The 20,207-nt window shown below is 34.9% G+C and carries 14 protein-coding genes and 2 rRNA genes (1 of these 16 running past the window's edge); 5 read left to right on the top strand and 11 right to left on the bottom strand.

From position 1 onward, the window contains the following. Positions 1 to 43 precede the first annotated feature (43 nt). Positions 44 to 1,213, top strand: a complete 1,170-nt coding sequence (locus EL260_RS04235; protein ID WP_123858990.1) for a carboxypeptidase-like regulatory domain-containing protein — start codon at positions 44 to 46, stop codon at positions 1,211 to 1,213. A 55-nt stretch (positions 1,214 to 1,268) separates the two neighbouring features. Here the strand turns inward: EL260_RS04235 and EL260_RS04230 are convergent, their stop codons facing one another. The 3 genes from EL260_RS04230 to hutH all read right to left on the bottom strand — a co-directional run bounded on the left by EL260_RS04230 (position 1,269) and on the right by hutH (position 4,878). Beyond that, on the bottom strand, positions 1,269 to 2,750 hold the full coding sequence (locus tag EL260_RS04230; RefSeq protein ID WP_123858989.1) for a S8 family peptidase: 1,482 nt from the start codon (positions 2,748 to 2,750) through the stop codon (positions 1,269 to 1,271). A 128-nt stretch (positions 2,751 to 2,878) separates the two neighbouring features. Further along, complete coding sequence (locus EL260_RS04225; RefSeq protein ID WP_123858988.1) at positions 2,879 to 3,328, bottom strand: GNAT family N-acetyltransferase; 450 nt, start codon at positions 3,326 to 3,328, stop codon at positions 2,879 to 2,881. Positions 3,329 to 3,390: 62 nt separating this feature from the next. Continuing rightward, a complete protein-coding gene (gene hutH, locus EL260_RS04220) occupies positions 3,391 to 4,878 on the bottom strand; it encodes a histidine ammonia-lyase (RefSeq protein ID WP_123858987.1) in 1,488 nt (495 codons plus the stop codon). Between the two features lie 130 nt (positions 4,879 to 5,008). Here hutH and EL260_RS04215 point away from each other — a divergent pair, with 130 nt between their 5' ends. Together EL260_RS04215 and uvrC are read left to right on the top strand one after the other, a co-directional pair. Then, entirely contained in the window at positions 5,009 to 5,770 is a 762-nt protein-coding gene (locus EL260_RS04215; RefSeq protein WP_123858986.1) for a hypothetical protein, read from the top strand. An 86-nt stretch (positions 5,771 to 5,856) separates the two neighbouring features. Continuing rightward, entirely contained in the window at positions 5,857 to 7,653 is a 1,797-nt protein-coding gene (gene uvrC / locus EL260_RS04210) for an excinuclease ABC subunit UvrC (protein WP_123858985.1), read from the top strand. A 405-nt stretch (positions 7,654 to 8,058) separates the two neighbouring features. Here uvrC and EL260_RS04205 read toward each other — a convergent pair whose 3' ends face one another. The 4 genes from EL260_RS04205 to EL260_RS04190 form a co-directional block, all read right to left on the bottom strand. Then, positions 8,059 to 10,908 carry a T9SS type A sorting domain-containing protein gene (locus EL260_RS04205; RefSeq protein ID WP_123858984.1) on the bottom strand — a complete coding sequence of 950 codons (2,850 nt, stop codon included), beginning with the start codon at positions 10,906 to 10,908 and terminating at the stop codon, positions 8,059 to 8,061. Between the two features lie 80 nt (positions 10,909 to 10,988). Then, positions 10,989 to 11,762: a hypothetical protein gene (locus EL260_RS04200; protein ID WP_123858983.1), complete on the bottom strand. Its 774-nt coding sequence runs from the start codon at positions 11,760 to 11,762 to the stop codon at positions 10,989 to 10,991. 10 nt (positions 11,763 to 11,772) lie between these two features. Continuing rightward, positions 11,773 to 12,855, bottom strand: a complete 1,083-nt coding sequence (locus EL260_RS04195; protein WP_123858982.1) for a putative type IX sorting system protein PorV2 — start codon at positions 12,853 to 12,855, stop codon at positions 11,773 to 11,775. Positions 12,856 to 12,867: 12 nt separating this feature from the next. Then, positions 12,868 to 13,746, bottom strand: a complete 879-nt coding sequence (locus EL260_RS04190) for a DMT family transporter (protein ID WP_123858981.1) — start codon at positions 13,744 to 13,746, stop codon at positions 12,868 to 12,870. A gap of 173 nt (positions 13,747 to 13,919) precedes the next feature. Between EL260_RS04190 and EL260_RS04185 the strand changes: the two genes are divergently transcribed. Together EL260_RS04185 and EL260_RS04180 are read left to right on the top strand one after the other, a co-directional pair. Then, a complete protein-coding gene (locus EL260_RS04185) occupies positions 13,920 to 14,441 on the top strand; it encodes a GNAT family N-acetyltransferase (RefSeq protein ID WP_123858980.1) in 522 nt (173 codons plus the stop codon). 283 nt (positions 14,442 to 14,724) lie between these two features. Then, positions 14,725 to 16,353: an acyl-CoA carboxylase subunit beta gene (locus EL260_RS04180; protein WP_123858979.1), complete on the top strand. Its 1,629-nt coding sequence runs from the start codon at positions 14,725 to 14,727 to the stop codon at positions 16,351 to 16,353. Positions 16,354 to 16,436: 83 nt separating this feature from the next. On the opposite strand, the gene EL260_RS04175 is transcribed toward EL260_RS04180, so the two are convergent. From EL260_RS04175 to EL260_RS04160, 4 genes are all read right to left on the bottom strand, one after another. Next, positions 16,437 to 17,876, bottom strand: a complete 1,440-nt coding sequence (locus tag EL260_RS04175) for an AAA family ATPase (RefSeq protein WP_123858978.1) — start codon at positions 17,874 to 17,876, stop codon at positions 16,437 to 16,439. Positions 17,877 to 17,934: 58 nt separating this feature from the next. Beyond that, positions 17,935 to 19,053: a vWA domain-containing protein gene (locus EL260_RS04170; RefSeq protein WP_123858977.1), complete on the bottom strand. Its 1,119-nt coding sequence runs from the start codon at positions 19,051 to 19,053 to the stop codon at positions 17,935 to 17,937. 746 nt (positions 19,054 to 19,799) lie between these two features. Next, a 5S ribosomal RNA gene (gene rrf / locus EL260_RS04165) occupies positions 19,800 to 19,907 on the bottom strand. A 145-nt stretch (positions 19,908 to 20,052) separates the two neighbouring features. Next, positions 20,053 to 20,207: ribosomal RNA gene (locus EL260_RS04160) — 23S ribosomal RNA — on the bottom strand (it continues 2,609 nt past the right edge of the window).

Here is a 20,207-nt window from a genome sequence, read left to right as displayed (position 1 = left end):
TCATATCTTTTTTATCACTAAAAATTTAGTAATATTGTTAACCATGAAAACGATATTACTATTTTTTTTATTCACTTATTCCTTTTCTTTTACCCAGGTCATCAAAGGTACCGTGGTAGATGATAAGGAGCATCGATTAAGCAGTGTGAGCATCTATATTGATGGAACAAAAACAGGAACGGTTTCAAAAGAAGATGGAACTTTTAGCCTTTCTCTTTCTACACAAACTAGTGGTAATATTATTTTTCAGAAAGAAGATTATGAAACATTCAGTACAGAAATTTCAACAGTTATCAACAAAAATCTAAAGGTTGTTTTAACTAAAACCAATGCTATTGAAGAAATAGTATTGGTCCCTTATACTTCCGAAGCTTATACTCATTATATCAATACTTTTCTCCGTAATTTTATTGGAGATGATCTCGAAAATGTGAGAATCAAAAATCAAAAAACACTTAAATTTTCTTATGACAAAAAGAAGAAGCTGCTTAGAGTAAAAGCACCTAAGACTTTACTCATTGAAAATAAAAATTTGGGATATGAAATTGAATACAATCTGATCAATTATTCAACAGATTTTAATACGAATATTACCAATTATACAGGAACAAGTTTCTTTAAGGAAACTAAAAATACAGATAAGGTTAAAATCAATCGGATGAATGCTTATGACGGAAGTTCACTTCATTTTTTCAGAAGTATTTACTATAATACAATTCCTGAAAACGAATTCATTGTCAATCAGGTTGTAAAAATCCCCAATTCAAACTACCCTACTGAGGAAGAATTAAATGTTTTAAAAGATTTCATGACCATACCGAAATCTTCAGAGACAATCAATATTCCTGAAGATATCAGAGATATTTCCCGTAGAAAGAATAGTCAAAAACCTTATTCTCTTGCTATCACCAAAACACTGATCCCTGATTCAGACTATGTGAAAAGAACAAACGGACAGGTTCTCTTTAGTTTTAAAGATATTCTTCAGGTTAATTATACCAAGGCACCTTATGAAAGCATTAAAAAAAATCAATTTATCAGAGGAAAATACAATAGAACCTTATCTACTTTTCTCTATTCAGAGGAAGGAGAGTCTTTTGAAGTTTCAAAAGATGGAAATATTACCACACCTGATCAGCTTGTTACCCAGGGAGAATTTTCGAGAAATAAAGTTGAAAAAATGCTTCCTTTGGATTATCAGTTGGGAGATTAAGGGGCAATGTAAAAAAGAAGCAGGAATTCTCTTTCCCTGCTTCCTTTAAAAAAAATTATTGTACAGCCTTTAAAACATTAATGTTCCCATAGCCATAGCTCGAATTAACAGTTGGATAATAGGTTGCCGACTGCCTCATTTTATTAAGAACCTGGTCTCTGGTCCATGATGGGTTTTTAGCCCAAACCAATGCTGCAATTCCGGCAGTGGCCGCCGTCGCCACTGAAGATCCTCCTACGTAATCTGCTTGTCCGTTGTAATAACTTAAAACCGGAACTGTATTTCCTGATGCTCTTTCCATCTGGAAGGTAAAATCAATCTGACTTCCGGAGTGGCAAACATCACATTTCTGGTTGGAAGTTCCTTCTTTTACTCCTGTTATTGCCTGGGTTTCCGGCATTGAAGCAGGGAAGATAACCCCTACAAAATTCGTAAAGCTGGTAGATGTTCCTCCTGCACAGAAAATAAGTTTTCCTCTGGCATAAGCATATTTCACTCCATCCTCAATTTTCCCTACTGAAAAAATATGTCCCATTGACATAGAGATGATTTTTACATTGGTATTGTTACCTAAGTCTGTAAACGCAGTTTTCACTCCATTTTGCTCACTGGAAGTTTCCAATACTACATTTTCGGCAGCACGGTAAGCAATAAGATTTGCATTGTAGGCTACTCCTACGGGAAGTCCCGCATTATTTCTAGGGGCCGCCATTACAGAAGCCATTTTGGTTCCGTGTCCGCATTGATCTGCTGAACCATCAGCATTATAAACTCCAAATTTGGTGATCGTTCTTCCTGATGATGCTCCATTATTAAAACTGGATCCTAGTAAAGACTGATCTGGAGAAACTCCAGTATCAATAAGCCCAATGGTTACTCCTGCTCCTGTACTATAGTTCCAGGCGTCAGGAATATTATGTTTGGTAAATGCCCATGGAATTTTTGCAGTGGGTGTTGTGGATGTATAATCTACAGCACTTAAAGTAGCAGTGGAGAAACCACACCCTGAAGAACCGCTGCCTGAAGATTTTGAAGTGGTATTATATTTGGCTTCATTTTCAAAATAATGATAGTCTGCGGGCTCTACATATCGTATGTTTTTCATCTGGCGAAGAGCCGTTATCGTTTCTTCTTTTTCGATGGTTACATCCAGTTGGTTAAGATACTTGTCGGAATTCAAAAGGAATCTTGCTGATCCTCTTCCTTCAGATTTTGCAATGGCATTTAAAATTTCGTCCTCCATATTTTTATTATCCGGAGATTTACTTCTGTCAAAATCATCCTTGGATGAACCAAATCCAATAGATACCATTCTGTTACCACGGAAAATAGCGCTCCAAAGAAAATGATCGGATTCATTCTTCCAATTGAAAGTTCCTTCATTTTTTATGGCCTGGTTGATCCTTTCATTAATCTGTTTTTCCGTTAAAGGAGTTTTCTGAGACATCTCAGTATTCGGGTTCTCATTGCGAAGTTCCTCCTGTGTACAGGAGTTTAAGGCAAAAAATAATGCCAGGAAAAATACAGTTTTTTTCATATGTTATAATTTTGGTTGGAGCCACAATATAACACTTTCATGAGAATTAAAAGTTTAAAAAAAATAAATTTAGCATTACATGAATATTAATATCAGGAGTAAATACCAGGTCAGAATTTCAAGTGTTCTTACCTCAATTGCTTTTCATAACATACACTACGCTCCACACCAATATATTGTCCATAATTTGGAATTCTTAAGAATCCACTTTTTTCATAAACGGAAATGGCATTCGTCAATTCCCTGGAAGTTTCGAGAACTGCTTTTTTATACCCTAAATCCTTAGCCCAATTTTCTAATTCCTTTACAATGGAAGAGCCTAACCCTCTTTTTCTGAACGCTGGGTTGGTAAACATTCTTTTGATCTCCACAGTATCTTCGGAAAGTTCTTTGAAAACGCCACATGCTGCCGGAACTTCATCAATATAAACCACAATGCAATTTTTAATCTTATCAGTTGTATTAAACTGGGCAAAAAATGCATCATCAGCTCCGTTATGTTCTGCAAGCGTAGAATCAAGGTACTTTACCAAGGTTTGAAAATCTGAAGAGCTGGAATCTGTTCTATGGATAGTCATATTTATTTGATCGATTTTAGAAACAAAAAAGCTCCCATTGGGAGCCTTTCATTTTTATTTGATTAGTTTACAACAAACTTTCTTTCTTTGATAAGCTCTGCAATGGCCAGCATATCCTGACCGATCAGTCTGTCATCTTCAAGTTTAGCAACCTTGGAACGAAGAATCGTGAAGTTTTCTTCAATGATCTTAGAACACTTTGATGGTCTTCTGAACTCTAGACCCTGAGCAGCAAACATTAATTCAACAGATAGAATATTAACCAGATTTCCAAGAACCTGATTGAACTTTCTTCCGGAAATACTTCCCATGGAAACGTGGTCTTCCTGCCCTAAACTTGTAGGAATAGAATCCGCAGATGCAGGGAAACATAATGTTTTATTTTCTGTTACCAACGCTGCAGAAGTATACTGAGGAATCATAAATCCTGAATTCAGTCCTGAGCTTTCTGTTAATAATCTTGGAAGTCCATATTTTCCTTCCAATAATAAGTAGCTTCTTCTATCCGAAATATTTCCTAATTCAGCCGCTGCAAGCGTTGCATAATCTAATGGTAAAGCCATCAGCTGACCGTGAAAGTTTCCTCCGGAGATAGATTCTTCAGCACTTAAAACAATTGGGTTATCTGTTACAGAATTCAATTCTGTTTCTGCCATGCTTTTAAGATGTTCAAAAGCATTTCTGCTCGCTCCGTGAACCTGTGGCACACATCTCATGGAATAAGGATCCTGCACTCTCTCACAATCTTCATGAGCTTTCATATTTTCCGAACCTTTCAGGAACTTAAGCATTCTTGCAGCTACTTTTTTACTTCCTTCAAATGGTCTGATCTCATGAAGTTCTTTTTTGAAAGGACTTTCAGAACCTCTGTATGCTTCAATACTCATTGCAGCTGTCATATCAGCAAGATCCAACAGATATTCAAACTTCTCAAGCCCTTTGATGGAATGCGCTAAGATAAACTGTGTACCATTGATTAGACCCAATCCTTCTTTTGGCCCAAGAGCCAATGGTTCAAGATTATGTTTTTCCAATACTTCCAGGGTATCAGAAATTGTATCTCCTTCCCAAACCTGTCCAAGACCTAATAAAGGCAACACCAGATGAGCTAAAGGGGCTAGATCTCCTGAAGCTCCTACAGATCCCTGTTCAGGAACAACCGGAATAATATCTTTTTCAAGCATAAGAATCATTCTCTCGATAACGTCAAGAGAAACTCCGGAAAATCCTTTTGACAAAGCATGAACTTTAGCAATCATCATGATTTTAGAAAGTTCTTTTTCAATAGGTTTCCCTACTCCTACAGCATGGGAAATAATCAGGTTATACTGTAACTGAGCTGTTTCATCAGCTGATATTTTAGTATCGCACAGTGGTCCGAACCCTGTATTGATACCATATACGCATCTGTCGGACTCAACAATTTGCTGTACGTTTTTCTGAGATTTTAAAATTTGGTCTTTTGCTGCTTTATTCAGCTTGGCTTTATTAGGTTTTTTACATATTTCCAGAACATCATGGAAAGTAATAACATCTACTCCGTATATCATTTCTAAAAAATTTTCTTAAAATTACGCATTTAACAATAATTGGAGAAACTAAATTTTACTGTTCTATCTTTTTATGTAAAGAAGTGAATTAATTTGTTATTTTTACCACGAAAATTAAAAACTATAATACATGAGACTGAAAACTCTACTACTTGCATTATGTGTTGCAGGCACAGCCACTTTTGCCCAAAAAGTGAAATATTCCAAGGAAGAAAGAAAAGAAATGAATCGTTATCTATTTAACGAAGGTTTCAATACGGCAACAGACAAAAAAGTTTCCACCATTATCTTAAAAGACAATACGGAACATCAAGGATATAGCAAATCATGGGAAAAGCAAAGAGGACAGATTCTTTCTATTACTATTGAAGATGTTGATTCAAGAAAACCTATGAAATTTGCGGCGGCTGATATTGCTGAAATGTATTTGTATGCAACAGACACTGAAAAGTCTATGAAAGCAGCAAAGTTTATTTCAAATATGAGAAATTACAGCACTAAAAAATACAGAAAATCTATAACCGACGATGCTATTCCCTATGAAAACCAAATCGTTTCTTTAAAAAACAAGAAAGAACCCAAAGCTTTTTTAATGCAGGTCATCAATCCTGAATTTAATGAACTTATAACCGTTTACCATGATCCATTTGCTTCAGAAACTATAAGTACTGGTTTTGCTGGTGCTCCTGCATTTGGAGGAGGTGTTATTAAATCTTATTATGTAAAGAAAGGAAATAAGGTAATGTGGCTTCACAAAGATGATTTTGAGGACAATTATGACTTTTTATTTGGGGATAACGCTGAATTCATGAAAAAATATCCAAAAAATTCTGTAGAATGGGATTATTTCAGCTTTTTAGTGTATCAATATACTGATATGAACCACGGATAAAATGCATCATTAAAATATCAAAACCTGTAGAATCATCTGCAGGTTTTTCTTTTTTTAAATAGGGAAAGTTTCCTTAATTTTGTTATATGAATCCTTCTTTAGAATTACAGCTCAAAACTTTACCTTCCGAACCTGGTGTTTATCGTTATTATGATAAAAACGAGCAATTATTGTATGTAGGAAAAGCTAAAAATTTAAAGAAAAGGGTTCTCTCCTACTTTAATAAAAATCTTTCAGGATACAGGATCAAAATTATGGTTGGCAAGATCCAACGTCTGGAAACAACCATTGTAAACAGTGAGTATGATGCTCTTTTGCTGGAAAATAACCTGATTAAGGAACATCAACCGTTTTATAATGTCATGCTTAAAGATGACAAAACCTATCCTTGGATCTGTATTAAAAATGAAGATTTTCCCAGAATTTTTCTCACCAGAAATGTCATTAAAGATGGTTCGGAATATTATGGACCTTATGCAAAAGTACGTCCCGCAAAAATTTTGCTGGATACCATCAAACATATTTATAAACTCAGAACCTGTAATCTGAATCTTTCGCCTGCTAAAATTGCAGACGGAAAGTATAAAGTCTGTCTGGAGTATCATATTAAAAACTGTGAAGGTCCTTGTGAAGATCTTGAAAGTAAAGAAGAATATGATGAAAAGATAGATGCCATCCGTGGAATCATTAAAGGAGATTTCCGCAAAGCAAAGGAGTATCTGGTGAATCAAATGATGAAGCACGCCTCCAATCTTCAGTTTGAAGAAGCTCAGATTATTAAGGAAAGACTGGATATTCTGGAGGATTATCAGGCTAAAAATACAGTGGTCAATCCAAATATTGATGATGTGGATGTTTTCGGTATGACCAGTGATGAGACTGCAGCTTATGTTAACTTCTTCAAAATAAGAAACGGAAATATCATCCAGAGTTTCACTACAGAAATTAAAAAAATTCTTGAAGAGACTGATGAAGATATTATGGAAGAGGCTTTAATTGAGATCAGGCAGAAGTTTGGATCTGATTCTAAAGAAGTACTGCTTCCTTTCCATTTATCTGTAGAAATTCCAAATGTAAAACTTATTGTTCCTAAAGTTGGGGATAAAAAAAGAATCGTAGAGCTTTCTGAAAAAAATGCAAAGGAATATCGTCTGGAAAAATTAAAACAAGTTCAGATTGTTGATCCGGAAAGACATACGAACAGGATTATGGCTGAAATGCAAAAGCTTCTCAGAATGCCTGTAGAGCCCCGCCATATTGAAGGATTTGACAACTCGAATATTCAGGGAACCAACCCGGTTTCTGCCTGCGTAGTTTTTAAAGACGGGAAACCTAGCAAGGCAGACTACAGAATTTTTCACCCTAAAACAGTAGAAGGTCCCAACGACTTTGCAACAATGGAGGAAGTTATCTACCGTCGATATAAGAGAATGCTGGATGAAGGGGAAAGCTTACCACAATTGATTCTTATTGATGGTGGAAAAGGTCAATTATCTTCTGCTGTCAAAAGTCTTAGACTATTAGGATTGTATGGGAAAATTACCATCGTAGGAATTGCCAAAAGGCTTGAAGAGATTTTCTTTCCGGAAGATCCTATTCCATTATATCTCGACAAAAAGTCCGAGACTTTAAAAATCTTACAAAGAGTACGGGATGAAGCTCACCGATTTGGGGTAAAACATCACAGAACAAGAAGAAAAAATTCCACTATAAAATCTGAACTGGAAGAAATTCCTGGTGTGGGAGAAAAAACCATAGAATTATTACTGTCTAAACTTAAGTCTGTAAAAAGAATTAAAGAAGCCAACCAAGAAACATTGGAAGAGATCTTAGGTAAAAGTAAAGCAAAAGTGATTTGGGAGTTTTTCAATAATAACGGATAGTCTCGCCTACTCCATTAATTTATTTTTCACAAATAAAGGAACTTTTTTTTATAAAATTACAATTCAAAATACATTTTCTCAATAAGAAACAAATACTATAAAAATACATCACAAACCCATATTAAGACTAATAAAAATTCAATATATTTAAAATATAAAACAAATAATATCATTATATATGTTTTTTTCATAAATTAGTATTATCAATTAATAAACAATAATACCATGAAAAAAAACTCATTCTGCAAATGATAATGCATTAGCCATTCTACCCTATTTTCCCTTTTTCTATTTTTTTATACAAATCCATAACCTGGTAGACTCCTAATTATTACTCTAAAAAAGAAAAAACACATCAACATATCTATTACAAAAAGGCTCTTTTTCAAGAGCCTTTTATATTGATTATTTTTTTATGATTTTACCGAGGTAATCTCCTTTACTTGTTTTGACTTTAATGAAATATATTCCTGATGAAAGTTCTGCTACATTAATATTCGTATGGTTGTAGATCATATCCTTCACCAACTTTCCGGAGGAATCGAAAATTTTCAGGGTCTCTATTTTATCATTTTCTTTCAATCTTACTGAAAAATATTCTGAAACAGGATTAGGATAAATCTGAAGATCTAAAGTTCTATTTTTACTTTCTGTTTTAGTAGTTTCATTGGTTGCCAGATAAACCGGCATTAGATCTGTAATTTCATATAATTCACTTCCATGTTCTTTGGTGGAAATGGTCAGAAATAGTTTTTCACCATCTGTTCCCATTTTCTGAATATTTTCATTAGCCAAAAGCTGATCATCATCGTTGGTTACAAAAATATCCATAGGATAAACAGAAGTGCCATCACTTTTCCATACTTTTTGGGAATCACCATTCAGGAAATAAAAATAGTTATTAATACACGTCATATCTTTCACAGAAGAAATATTTTGGGATAAATTAGAAGTACCACCAGCTGTCCCATCTGTTTTCCACAGTTGCGTATTATTGTTATTGGTAAAGAATAACTGATTTCCACATTTTTTAAATTGTACATTCCCTGAAAAATGATCTGATACAATCTTTTCCGTCCCGGCAACAGTTCCATCTGTAGAATACAAAGCTGGCGAGGGATAACCTGAGGTCACATAAAATAACTTATCATTAAACACTATTGTTTCTCTTACAATAGTGGTAGAGCTATAAGGAGCTGCGTAAGATTTCAGCAATACAGCAGATGCCTGATCTCCGTTTGAGACCCAAAGTTCATTCTGTCCGGAGCTGTAGTTTGTCGGAGTATTTTCCTGTTGTTTTGTAAAGAATAGCTTATCATTAAATGTATTTAAGACTTTGATATCACCATCTGTTCCGTCCTGGTAGGAAAACTGTATTGCCTTTTGAGTATTTGCTTCAGTAGCATCTGTTTTCCAGATTCCCAGCTTTCCATTTTCTTTTGCCACAAAATAGGCAAATCCATTCAACACTGCAGCTTTTGAATCTACGGAATAAAGACTTCCCATATTATCTGTGGAAATATCTTTTACTAGACTAACGGTATTAGATGTATTATCAATTTTCCAAAGTTCAGTACCCACCAAATTATTATATCCGGCAAAAAGTAATGTATTATCATTTAAATTTGTGTACAATACCCTGCTGGTGATATCTGGCGATGATATTGATATGGTATTGGCTGCTGTTCCATCTGTTCTGTAGGCCCCTTCAGGTGTATACAGATAACTTCCAACTTTAATAAAATTGTCATTAAAGCCACTGCTCATTCCAACAGACCAATCATTCCCATAATTGGACAGTCTCTCAATCTGCTGCGTACTTTTATTTCTTTTATAAATCTGGCTTTTATATTGTCTGTCTGTTGCAATGAAAATCAGGTCATTATTCAGTCCATAAAATGCATGAGGGGAAGAACTATCAGACTTATTGATATCAGAAGCTATTGCAATCTCATGGGTAACCGGATCTAATGAAAATAGCTCTGTTCCATATTTCGGAGTACTTCCGCTAAGATAAATTTTAGAATTCAGGTCTATAAAGCTATTATTGGATGACATATCAAGTCCTGTGATCTCAAAATTCTGAGATGAATTTCCATTAACAACCCAGAATCTGTTATAATAATTGGGCATTGTAAGAATCAGGTGGTTATTATCTGAACTCGTTCCATATATCAGAGCATCATTATTGGTAGTATAGCGAACAGTTCCGGCTTCTGTACCATCTGTTTCCCAAATATAATTACCATATCCCAAACTTACCCCGTTGGCACCATTTTGAAAGAATATTTTATTATTAAATTTTACAAATTTCATCATGGTCATAGAACTTGTAGCTCCGGGCATCAGATTCTTGAGTAAATGTGTTCCGGCAGTTGTTCCATCAGAAATCCACGGTTCTAAACCGTTTACAGTATCAGATCCTGTAAAAACAAAATAGTCATCAGTTGCTGCACCCTCCAGCTGATAAAACCCTACAGATTTGACAGATACTGTACCTGCTTCAGTTCCATCTGTTGAGTATAATTCATATCCTGTTCCAACATTAGCAACAAAATAAAGTTTATTTTTTAAAATTAATGCTTTAAAGTCTCCATCAATACTTCCGTATGATGGACCGGTAACAATATCTTTTAATAATGATGTTCCTGCTGCTGTACCATCTGATTTCCATATCTCTGTTCCATGCACACCATCATTAGCCGCAAAAAACACGGTATCATTCATGGTATACATTTTAATATTTCCGGAAGTATATTCAAATATTTTTAGCTGCTGCAGAATACCTGTTACTATATTATAGCCCCAAAGTTCTTTATTGTGATAGAAAAAGATATTATTTCCTGTGGCTGCGGTAACTTCAATTGAATAATAAAAATTAAGATCTGTTAATTTGGAAGTCCCTGCCGTTGTTCCATCTGTTACCCAGAGCTGTTTGTTGTCATTATTATTCTGAGTAATAAAGTATATCTTATTATTGAGTTTCATAAAAGCAGGATTACCAGACATGCTCATATTAGAGCCCGGAAAAATATCTTTTATTAACGATGATTTTTGTGTTATTGGATTAAAACTCCACAACGCTGTTCCATCAGATTTTGAAGCAGGAAAAAGAATACGGTCATTCAATTTTATAAGCGGGGCTGGGCTACTTGAAGATCCGAAGTTAATCTCATGTAATTGAGTATTAAATACATTTTGTGCACTAGAGTATATTGACATCGCAGTCAATATCGAAATATAAATTTTCTTCATGTTTTTAATATATAAAGTTAATCCTTAATTCAAAATATTTTTGAATTAAGGATTAACTATAGTTTCTTACTATATACAGATTATTTTGCTGCAAAAACCTCCTTAGAATATCTCCCATCAGCCTGTGGAATATCAATTATAATATTTCCATTCTCAAAATAACCAATTGTAATACTGTTATCAGAAAGCTTCACAATAAACACATCTTTCTTTGAAGTTGTTTTAAAAATAGCAAACGGCACAGAACTTCCTGATTTAGCCAGAATAAACTGACTTGCATCAATTTCTATCTTTTGTACATCTACTTTTCCGTTAGAATAATTACCTGCACCAGGAGTAATAGAAGATTTTGAGGGTACTTCCCTAACAGCATTCTGAACAGGATTCGAAATATTTGTGGCAGATTGATTTTGATTCTGATTCTTAGCAGGTAGCATTGCAACAGGACTAGAAGTGCTTACTTTTATTAAAGCTACCTTCAGAGCATCTGCAAGACCTTCTTCAAATTCCTTGATATTGGAGCTCCCTTTAGATTCAAGGATTACCTTATTATTACAATCTTTAAACTCCAGCATTAGTTTATTTGACAATAGACTACTAACATGCAGAACATTAGCATTCAAAACATTACAGGAATTATCTTTTGCTTCTGAAGGCCAAAGATCTATACTCGCAGGTAAAACCACATAATTTTTACCTTTTAATGCTTTTGCTAGAGCAGCTTCTAACCCATAACTATCTCCTTTGAATGTTGTAAATTCTTCCGGAATAGACACATATTTATAATCTGAAACTTTCTGTCCGAAAACAGCTGTTGAGCAAATGGCCAACATCAATATTGATAATTTTTTCATATCCTTCATTTTAATCGTTTCTGAATGCTCCCATATCTAACTTAAGTGAGAAGAAATTAGAATAGAAATTAGATCCTCCAATTCCTGAATTCGTAATTGCATAATCCAGGGTAAGTCCTCTATATCTGATCCCTATCCCCGCACTTGGCTGGAAAGAAACTTTTCTTTTTAAATCTTCTATATCTGTAATAGACTGGAATCTATTGATCCCTAATCGTACAAAAATCATTTTCTGGTATCCTAATTCAGCTCCTGCATAGGGACTGATACTGGCAAAATCGGTTGAGATTAAAGAAGCCGTTTTCGCAAAATCTACATTGATCCCTGCTTCCGGTAATACATAAACACTACTATTGATTTCAAATAACTTACTTGCTCCTACATTAAGCTTAGGCATCGTAAGTTCCATTTTATCTTTTGGTGCCGGGTTAAATTCTTCACCATTCACTACCGTTGACAATTCTTTCTGGTTAATACTCCAAAAGTTAACAGTAGTTGTAATATCTCTTATCATTCCCCCGAATTTCCATCCGTTTTCACCTTTATAAATAGCCCCCACGTCAAAACCGAAACCATACCCATTTGCAAATTTACCTACATTTCTATAGACAATTTTAGCATTTACCCCCACATCAAGATTTGGATTTCCTCCTGGGCGAAATGCATATGAAAGTATAGCGGCATAGTCCGATTGGGAGAATTTTGTAATTTTATCGTAATCAATATTCCCTTCAGCATCAATCATCTGGGTGGTATTCAGAATATTATCTACTCCAAGCCGTACCACAGAAACTCCAAAAACACCTTCTTCTAATACTTTAGCATAAGCCAAATAATCATATTTTGCAATAGACTCAAAGTATTCAGCATGCATTGCAGCTCCTTGCCAGTCTTTTTCAATAGACATCAAACCTGCCGGGTTCCACATAGGAGAATATACGTCATCCTGATTGGATATTACAGCCCCTCCCATTGCCAGTCCTCGGGCTCCTGCTCCGATATTTAAAAATTCATTGGAATATTTCCTGATAATCTGAGATTGAGACAGCCCATAGAGCAGTGAAAATGCAAGTAAAAAATATTTTTTCATCATTTAAATTTGATGCTAGTTAAAGTTTTTAGTTTTTCTGGCTTTTATTAATCCATTCGCAATGATTGCCAATATCATAACCCCTGAGGCAATATAAAATATAGGACTCATATGTTCTGATTCCCCAAAGATAAAAAAAGCTAGTATAATTCCGTAAACAGGTTCCAAATTAACTGTTAAAATTAGAGTAAAAGGCGATATATACTTCATTAATTTCACTGATTCCAGCATTGGAAAAGCAGTAAAAACACTGGCTAACAAGCATATTAACGCTATGTCACGATAGTTTATTTCATTCATTTGAAAAATTTGTCCTGAAAACAAATAAAATAACATCAAAATAAACCAACCAGAGAATATTTCGTAAAATATGATATTTCCAGAACTTGTCTTTCCAAACATTTTTCCATTAAAAACAGAAAATATAGTCCCAAAAACAGCACAGAGAATTCCATATATAATTCCTTCTTTATATTGAAATTCTGTTTTGAAAATCAGTAAAATGCAGGCTACAATTACTACACCCATCACTACTTCTGAAATATCAATCTTTCTTTTAAAGATAATAGGCTCCAAAATAGAAGCAAAAAGCGTTGATAGTGATAAACAGCTCAACGCAATAGAAACATTGGAAACTTTGATGGAATAAAAAAAACAATACCAATGAAGCGCCATGGTAAAACCTATTGCTGCCAACTGAAAAAATATTTTTCTAGAAACCTTTATACTTTCTTTCTTATATACTCTGATAAATACAAAAAGAAAGATTGCTGCAAACAGCATCCGATAAAATACTAGGATCTGAGCATTGGCATGAATCAGTTTTCCTAAAATTGCAGTGAATCCCCATAAAAATATTATTAAGTGCAATCTGAAAAGCGCTAATTTATGCATATCCTACCTTCTTTAAAATTTTAACAGGCAAATTTACAAATAGGCTTTTATAAATCTCACAAAAAACTTAAATTTAAGTTAATAAAAAATGATAAATTTAGTTTTTAATAGTTTTTGCTTCTAATACATAATCTATTCTATTCATTTTCTAAAAAAATCAAAAAAGAAAAATAATGATTTTAAATCCAGATATTACAATCAAAACGGAGCGCATCACCTTACAGCCTGTTAAAGATTCATATATAGATGATATTTTAGAACATTTTACAGAGGAAGTCACTAAGTATATGCCCTTTAATCCACAAGGTAATAGAGAAGACATTATCAATTTTGTGAATGAATCAAAAAGAACTCTATCCCAAAATACGGACTTGGTAATGGTCGCTCTAGATTCAAACGGAATTTTTATTGGATGTTGTGGCATTCATAACATAACGGAAGAGTCTATCGAGCTTGGATTATGGCTAAAAAAAAGCTCTCAAGGGAAAGGATTAGGAACTGAGATCATCACTAAACTCGTTGAATTCCTTGAAAATAATTTTACTTTTACATATATTCTATATCCTGTGGATGAAGAAAATATAGCCAGCAAAAAAATTCCAGAAAAACTAGGCTTCATTCCAGTTAAAAAATACAAGAAATTTAAAAATCCTCTTACTGACCTTTCTATTTTAGAGTATCGAAAATATTACTAACAAATACTATTTATTATCAAAAAAAACCCTGAAAATTCATTAAACTTTCAGGGCCTTCAAATAATAAACTATTAAAAAAATAAACTAGGAACAGAGTATTTGCAGAGGATTTCACCCCCTGTTACTCTATTGTAAAGTTAGAAAAAATTTAAATTATTTAAAAATATTTTTTTGTTAAAAATTTCACAATTAACTAATAACCAAACTATTAAACAACTGTTTTACTTCCTAATCATATTCCTCATAAAAATAGTATCTTTAAGCGTAAAAAATTGAAAATTCTATGGACATCGAATTCAACAAACGAGAAGATCAGAACAGATTAAAATTATCAGAGATAAATCGCTTGCTTGCCGAGATCAAAAAAGGAGGCGGTGAAAAGAGGCTTCAGAAGCTTCGTGAAGAAGGAAAAATGACAGCAAGAGAAAGAGTAGACTATCTTCTTGATAAAGGTTCTGATTCCATAGAAATAGGAGCATTTGCCGGCTATGAGATGTATGAAGAACATGGCGGATGTCCTAGTGGAGGTGTAGTTGTAGTTATGGGGTACGTTTCCGGAAGGCAATGTATTGTTGTTGCCAATGATGCCTCTGTAAAAGCTGGAGCTTGGTTTCCCATCACAGGTAAGAAAAATTTAAGAGCACAGGAAATTTCCATGGAAAACAAACTTCCCATCATCTATCTGGTAGATTCTGCAGGAGTTTATCTTCCAATGCAAGATGAAATTTTCCCGGATAAAGAGCATTTTGGAAGAATCTTCAGAAACAATGCCAAAATGAGTTCTATGGGAATCATCCAGATTTCAGCGGTTATGGGCAGTTGTGTAGCAGGCGGTGCTTATCTTCCTATCATGAGTGACGAAGCCATGATTGTGGACAAAACAGGTTCTATTTTCCTTGCAGGAAGCTACCTTGTAAAAGCTGCTATTGGGGAAAGTATTGATAATGAAACATTAGGAGGAGCTACCACGCACTGTTCTATTTCAGGGGTTACTGATTATAAGGCCAAAGATGATAAAGACGCTTTAGACAGAATCAAAAATATCATGAAATCTATCGGAAGTACTGAAAAAGCAGGCTTCGACAGAATAGAAAGTTTTCCGCCAAAAGAAAATCCTGATAATATCTTCGGAATTATGCCGGTTTCAAGGGCTGAGCAATATGATACCTATGAAATCATCAAATGTATTGTGGATAACTCAGAATATGAAGAATATAAACCAGACTATGGTAAAAGTATTATTTGTGCTACTGCACGCGTAGATGGCTGGTCTGTAGGAATTGTAGCCAACCAGAGAAAATTAGTGAAGAGCGGTAAAGGAGAAATGCAGTTTGGAGGAGTGATCTATTCCGATTCTGCCGATAAAGCTACTCGATTCATTGCCAACTGTAATCAAAGAAAAATTCCTTTAATCTTCTTACAGGATGTTACCGGTTTCATGGTGGGTTCAAAATCAGAACATGGAGGAATCATCAAAGATGGAGCAAAAATGGTAAATGCAGTTTCCAATTCTGTAGTTCCTAAATTTACAATCATTACTGGTAATTCGTATGGAGCAGGAAACTATGCGATGTGTGGAAAAGCTTATGATCCAAGGCTGATTGTAGCATGGCCTTGGGCAGACTTGGCAGTAATGGGTGGTGCACAAGCAGCTAAAGTACTGGCACAGATTCAGGAATCTACACTGAAAAAACAAGGTAAAGAAATTTCTGAAGAAGAACATAACAATATACTGGATACTATTTCAAAGAAATATCAAAAACAAACAGAATCTACTTACGCTGCTTCAAGATTATGGACAGATGCTATCATTAATCCAACAGATACCAGAAAATGGATTTCTATGGGCATAGAAGCTGCCAATCATGCTCCTATTACAGAGAAATTTAATCTGGGAGTTATTCAGGTCTGATCATTAATTTGATTAAAATATAAAAAGATGTGGAAGTTACTTCCACATCTTTTGTTTTTATGCTCTTTAAGTTTTTCGAAATTTTAAGAAAAGAAAACTCCCGTTCTGAATCTTTCTCTATTCAGTCTCTTGTTAACTGCCAATCCCCAAAGAATAAACTCTTTTAAGAATAAAACATCTTCCGGCTGAGTATCTGGCTGATATTTTTCAATAATCTGATCAAGAGGATAAATCCTGTTAAGAGATTTTGCATAGGCTTCATCCGAAGATTCATCTGTAATTTCCAAAAAGCCATCGTCGTCCAAAAACCACTCCGTAATTTGGCTAAACGGTCCATCAATATTCTTTTTCTCCAGTTTTTCGACTTTCGGGAAATAAGAGGTGAATAAAGTTCTGATCGCATTATCAATTAATAACTGAGCGACCGCTTCTGCTCCTTCCTGCTCACCTTCATAAACCAATTCCACTTTTCCCGTAATCGCAGGAATTATTCCCACAAAATCGCTTAATCTTACAGAAGTTGCTTCATCACCTGTCAGTAAAGACCTGCGTTCCGCTGTACTCAATAAATTTTCGAAAGCTGTAATACTCATACGGGCACTTACTCCACTTTTTGAATCTACATATTCGCTTTCACGAGCCTCAAATCCAATCTGTTCCAGAAGATCCTTCGCTAAAGAAGGAACATATACTCCATTTTTCTGACGGCTGTCTAAACTGGATTCATAATTGGTAATTTCTCTTGCAATATTGATATTTTCAGGATAATGAGTCAAAATCTGAGATCCTATACGATCTTTCAGCGGTGTCACAATACTTCCCCTGTTGGTATAATCTTCAGGGTTTGCGGTAAAAACAAATTGTATATCCAAAGGCATTCTCACCTTAAATCCTCGAATCTGCACATCGCCTTCCTGCAAAATATTAAACAAAGAAACCTGAATTCTTGCCTGAAGATCCGGTAATTCATTAATTACAAAAATACAACGGTTAGCGCGCGGAATCATTCCAAAGTGAATCACACGGTCGTCTGCATAAGAAAGTTTAAGATTGGCAGCTTTAATAGGATCTACATCACCGATCAGATCGGCAACAGTCACATCCGGAGTAGCCAATTTTTCAAAAAATCTTTCATCGCGGTGAAGCCATTCTATTGGAGTATTATCACCTTCCTTCTCAATTAATTCTTTAGCATAGCGGGAAATCGGATTCAATGGATCGTCATTAATTTCACTTCCTTCAATAAAAGGAATCCATTCATCCAGTAAAGAGGTCATCATTCTTGCCAGCCTGGTTTTTGCCTGTCCTCTCAATCCTAATAGATTAATGTTATGACGGCTCAGAATAGCGTGTTCCAATTGAGGAATAACCGTATTTTCATATCCGAAAATTCCCTCAAATACAGATTCTTTATTACGAATTTTAGCTTTTAAATTATCTCTTAATTCGTCTTTTATATTTTTTGATATATATCCTGAGGCTCTTAATGAACCCAGTGTTTTTATGTTTGGCTTTTCAGTCATCTTATTTAAAATCTGATTTTATAAACGTTGAAATATATTTTTAATGAATAGTCATTTTTTAACGAATTCTTTTCTTACGATTAGTCTCATAATCCTCAAAAATCATATGTCCTAGTCCATTGAGTCCCGTATAAAAAGCCTTCCCTTGATTAGCTTCTGTAAATTCACTCACGAAACGCTGTAAATAAGGATCCTGCGCAATCATAAAAGTAGTAATCGGAATATGTAACCTTCTTGCCTGAGATGCCATATTATAACATTTCTGAACAACATATTCATCCAAACCATAAGAATTCATATAGTAAGTACCATCCGCCTGACGAATACAACTTGGTTTTCCGTCGGTAATCATGAAAATCTGTTTGTTGGTATTTCTTTTTCTACGTAGAATATCCATTGCCAATTGAAGCCCTGCCACTGTATTGGTATGATAAGGACCAACCTGCAGATAAGGCAGATCCTGAATTTTAACAGGCCATGCATCGTCACCAAAAACAATGATATCCAGTGTATCTTTCGGATAACGGGTAGTAATCAGCTCTGCAAGTGCCATTGCTACTTTTTTGGCCGGAGTGATACGATCTTCACCATACAATATCATACTGTGGCTGATGTCAATCATCAAAACCGTGCTCATCTGTGATTGATGAATACTGTCTTCTACAATTAAATCATTTTCAGTAAGATGAAAATCTCCGATTCCGTTATTGATTTGAGCATTCTTAAGACTTTCCGTAATAGAAATTTTCTCTACCGGATCACCAAAATTATAATTACGAAATTCTCCCGTTGTATCTTCTCCTGTTCCGCTTTTATTGGTTTTATGATTACCGTTACCACTTTTACCAAGATTTCCGAATATTTGATTAAGCGCTTGTTTACGGATGTTCTGTTCCATTTTTGCGCTCAGGCGAATTCCATTTCCACCATTAGGATCAACTTCATCACGGATGTATCCTTTCTTTTTAAGGTCCTCAATAAAATCGTCAATAGTATATTCCGGAGTGGTAAGCTGATATTCTTCATCCAGCATTCGAAGCCAGTCAATGGCTTCATCAAAATCTCCTGAAGTGTGGGTTAGCAAATCTGTAAAAATTTCCAGTAACCGATCAAATACAGACAGTTCCGGTGCTTTGTAAGTTTCAAATCTGAACCCTCTCACAATATGCTCTTTCATAGAATAAAGTTACAACATAAATAAAAAGACTTTAAGAGATTTAGTCTATTTTAATCTTCATGAATAGAAATAATCTTGACTTAATTTCAAAAAATACTCTCAGGAGCTTTATCCTGCTATCCACTCATACTCCTGGCACCAATGCCTTTCCCTTATCCTGAACCTCGCCGAAGGGCTAACCCAAGCTGCGGGGTAACCGTTCCTATCAGGGCTAGGAAAAAGGTATGAATCATCAGTAATGGGTAATGAGCAATAAGTAATCTATAATGAAGACGAGTGTACTTGTATGATTCTTTATCTTGTCTATATTCTATTTGTCATCCCGTAGGCATCCAGCCAGCGTTATTCACAATTATACCTACTCAAGCTACCATTGAAAATAAGAAGCTCTTTTTTCCTTTCAACCATTTAGATCCTTACAGGATGACAATAGACGATGAAAAAAAGAATTATAATGATATTCAATAGTTGAGTACAATCTAACTCTCAGTGCTATTTATATTTGATACAGCCAATATTCAATAGAAGTGGGCTTTAGCCCGCTTAATAGTAAATAAGAATTCCAATGGCTTTAGCCAAAACTTAGAGATTATTTATTACTGATTAATGATTGTTTTGTGATTGTATTGTGGTTGTAATGTTTTAGTGTGGTGTGGTGGTGTGTTTTGTATTGTGTTTTGGATTTGAGTATAGAGCAAAAAAAAGTCTCATACATTACTGTATGAGACTTTTAAAAATAAAATAAAAACTGGCGGCGGCCTACTCTCCCGCGTTAGCAGTACCATCGGCGCTGGTGGGCTTAACTTCTGTGTTCGGAATGGGAACAGGTGAGCCCCACCGCTAAAACCACCCTAAAGGTTGTATATAAGATGTCAGATGCAAGACAGCAGATGTCAGACCAATTGGTCTGATATCTGAGATCTAATCTCTGATATCTGTTTTAAGCGATAAAAACTTTCACAAAGAGCTAACCTTGCTGCACTTTCGTGCGCCATATCAGGCTATAAATCTACGGGTAATTAGTACTACTCGGCTATGACATTACTGTCTTTACACCTATAGCCTATCAACGTGGTCATCTCCCACGACCCTTAAAAGATGTCTCATCTTGAGGCGAGTTTCGCACTTATATGCTTTCAGTGCTTATCTCTTCC

The sequence above is a fragment of the Chryseobacterium nakagawai genome, from assembly GCF_900637665.1.
Lineage (GTDB): Bacteria > Bacteroidota > Bacteroidia > Flavobacteriales > Weeksellaceae > Chryseobacterium > Chryseobacterium nakagawai.
The sequence above is the reverse complement of the archived record's forward strand: the minus strand, read 5'-3'. Positions and strand labels throughout refer to the sequence as shown.

Coding starts and splice junctions, on each gene's coding strand:
- EL260_RS04235 (WP_123858990.1), top strand. CDS start 44: ATGAAAACGATATTACTATTTTTTTTATTCACTTATTCCTTTTCTTTT.
- EL260_RS04230 (WP_123858989.1), bottom strand. CDS start 2,750: ATGAAAAAAACTGTATTTTTCCTGGCATTATTTTTTGCCTTAAACTCC.
- EL260_RS04225 (WP_123858988.1), bottom strand. CDS start 3,328: ATGACTATCCATAGAACAGATTCCAGCTCTTCAGATTTTCAAACCTTG.
- hutH (WP_123858987.1), bottom strand. CDS start 4,878: ATGATATACGGAGTAGATGTTATTACTTTCCATGATGTTCTGGAAATA.
- EL260_RS04215 (WP_123858986.1), top strand. CDS start 5,009: ATGAGACTGAAAACTCTACTACTTGCATTATGTGTTGCAGGCACAGCC.
- uvrC (WP_123858985.1), top strand. CDS start 5,857: ATGAATCCTTCTTTAGAATTACAGCTCAAAACTTTACCTTCCGAACCT.
- EL260_RS04205 (WP_123858984.1), bottom strand. CDS start 10,908: ATGAAGAAAATTTATATTTCGATATTGACTGCGATGTCAATATACTCT.
- EL260_RS04200 (WP_123858983.1), bottom strand. CDS start 11,762: ATGAAAAAATTATCAATATTGATGTTGGCCATTTGCTCAACAGCTGTT.
- EL260_RS04195 (WP_123858982.1), bottom strand. CDS start 12,855: ATGATGAAAAAATATTTTTTACTTGCATTTTCACTGCTCTATGGGCTG.
- EL260_RS04190 (WP_123858981.1), bottom strand. CDS start 13,746: ATGCATAAATTAGCGCTTTTCAGATTGCACTTAATAATATTTTTATGG.
- EL260_RS04185 (WP_123858980.1), top strand. CDS start 13,920: ATGATTTTAAATCCAGATATTACAATCAAAACGGAGCGCATCACCTTA.
- EL260_RS04180 (WP_123858979.1), top strand. CDS start 14,725: ATGGACATCGAATTCAACAAACGAGAAGATCAGAACAGATTAAAATTA.
- EL260_RS04175 (WP_123858978.1), bottom strand. CDS start 17,876: ATGACTGAAAAGCCAAACATAAAAACACTGGGTTCATTAAGAGCCTCA.
- EL260_RS04170 (WP_123858977.1), bottom strand. CDS start 19,053: ATGAAAGAGCATATTGTGAGAGGGTTCAGATTTGAAACTTACAAAGCA.